The following is a 1,661-nucleotide window of genomic DNA, read 5'->3' as shown; positions in this document are numbered from 1 at the left end:
TCTCCTCCTCTGTGGTGTTTGGTTTTATGTGGTGTAATTCTATTATGTCGCAGTGGAGGAAAATATAAAAGCCTAACGGCTTAAAAATTAGACAAATCAATGCTTGTGGAATTCTGCAAGCGACTATTATATATAGATATTTTAGGAGGATATTATAATATGTTATTATGATAAAGAGATTAATAATGAATAAATGGAGGTGGAAGAGCAATGAGAATATTAACTAATAAAAATAATCAAATAAGATCAGGATACAAAGTAACTTTATTTACCATTATTTATATTATATTTACCAGTATCTTTTCAGGAATTTTTGGAGGAGTACTTGGAGGGTATATGCGAGCTAAGTATTCAGAAAATGCCAATTATGATCAAACATATGTATTAATTGAGAATTATATGAGAAATAGTTTTCAAGGAATGTTTATTACACAATTATTAGGGATTATAGCATTATTTTTAACTCTTTTTATAGTATTGAAAGGATTTGAGAAAAAGAGGTTTAAAGATATTGGACTCAATTCTATAACAAGAAACTGGAAGGGTCTCATATGGGGACTAATGCTTGGAGCAATTTCTATGAGTGTTATATTTATTATGCTGCTTTCAACAGGGGATATTACTCTTGAAAACTCTCTTTTGAATCCTCAGCTTAGTAAAAATACAGTGTGGGGAATATTGATTTTTATTATTGTAGCTATCAATGAAGAAACTATGTGTAGAGGATATATTCTAAATACATTGAATCAGATGGGAAAGCCATGGGTATCAGCAGCAATATCTTCAGGGGTCTTTGCGGCTTTGCATTTATTAAATCCGAATGTAAAATTAATAGGTATACTAAATATATTTTTGGTTGGGATGCTATTTGCATATATGTATATAAGGACAAACAGTTTGTGGATGCCAATAGGATATCATTTTACATGGAATTATTTTCAAGGGAGTGTATTTGGGTTTGCGGTAAGTGGCACTACTGAAGCACAAGGCATTTATAATATAGCATCAGTAAACGAAAATATATTTACTGGGGGAAGTTTTGGACCAGAAGCAGGCATATTGGCAACTGTTGTTTTGATTTTAGGCTTTGTTGTTGTGTGGAAAGTAACAAATAAAGAAATTGGAGAAGAAGTAAATTTTAGATAAAAAGCATATACACTGTGGATATTTCTGCAGTGCATATGCTTTTGGGCATATATGGAAGAGTTGGTTTATTAAAACTTTGTAAAACAGAATGCATTATATTTTCAACTGTGTAGAATTGCAATTTTAAAAATGATATACCTATAATAGTGGAATTTTAGAATAAACCTTTCCTGGAGTATCAACATATAAAAATACGACATATAACAAGATATTTTGAGGAATAAAGACATAATCTTATCTAATTAATATCCTATTAAAAACTACGGTGTGTAGATTTTGATAAGATATTCCTTGTCGTCACGAGAGTGAAGATAAACAACAACTCAGAGAGTTTACAGGCTTACTGATTGCGAGTTTGTCTGATGAACTTAAGAAGAAATTCTTGAAACAAAAAAGTTGTTGACAAGAAGAAATTCAGATGATATACTGAATAAGCTGTCAGATGACGGCAAAGTAATTGGTCTTTGAAAATTAAACAGAAGTAAGATAACAAAGTCAGTCAATTCAAACATGAG

1 protein-coding gene is annotated in these 1,661 nt (G+C 30.7%); it reads left to right on the top strand.

All coding sequences use genetic code 11. The features are described 5' to 3' along the window. Positions 1–210 precede the first annotated feature (210 nt). Complete coding sequence (locus OIO11_RS11710) at positions 211–1,146, top strand: CPBP family intramembrane glutamic endopeptidase (protein ID WP_268071653.1); 936 nt, start codon at positions 211–213, stop codon at positions 1,144–1,146. Positions 1,147–1,661: the final 515 nt, after the last annotated feature.

Origin of the sequence: Clostridium sp. ZS2-4 (genome assembly GCF_026719745.1) — a bacterium.
In the GTDB taxonomy this organism is placed as follows: domain Bacteria; phylum Bacillota; class Clostridia; order Clostridiales; family Clostridiaceae; genus Clostridium_H.
The sequence above is the reverse complement of the archived record's forward strand: the minus strand, read 5'-3'. Positions and strand labels throughout refer to the sequence as shown.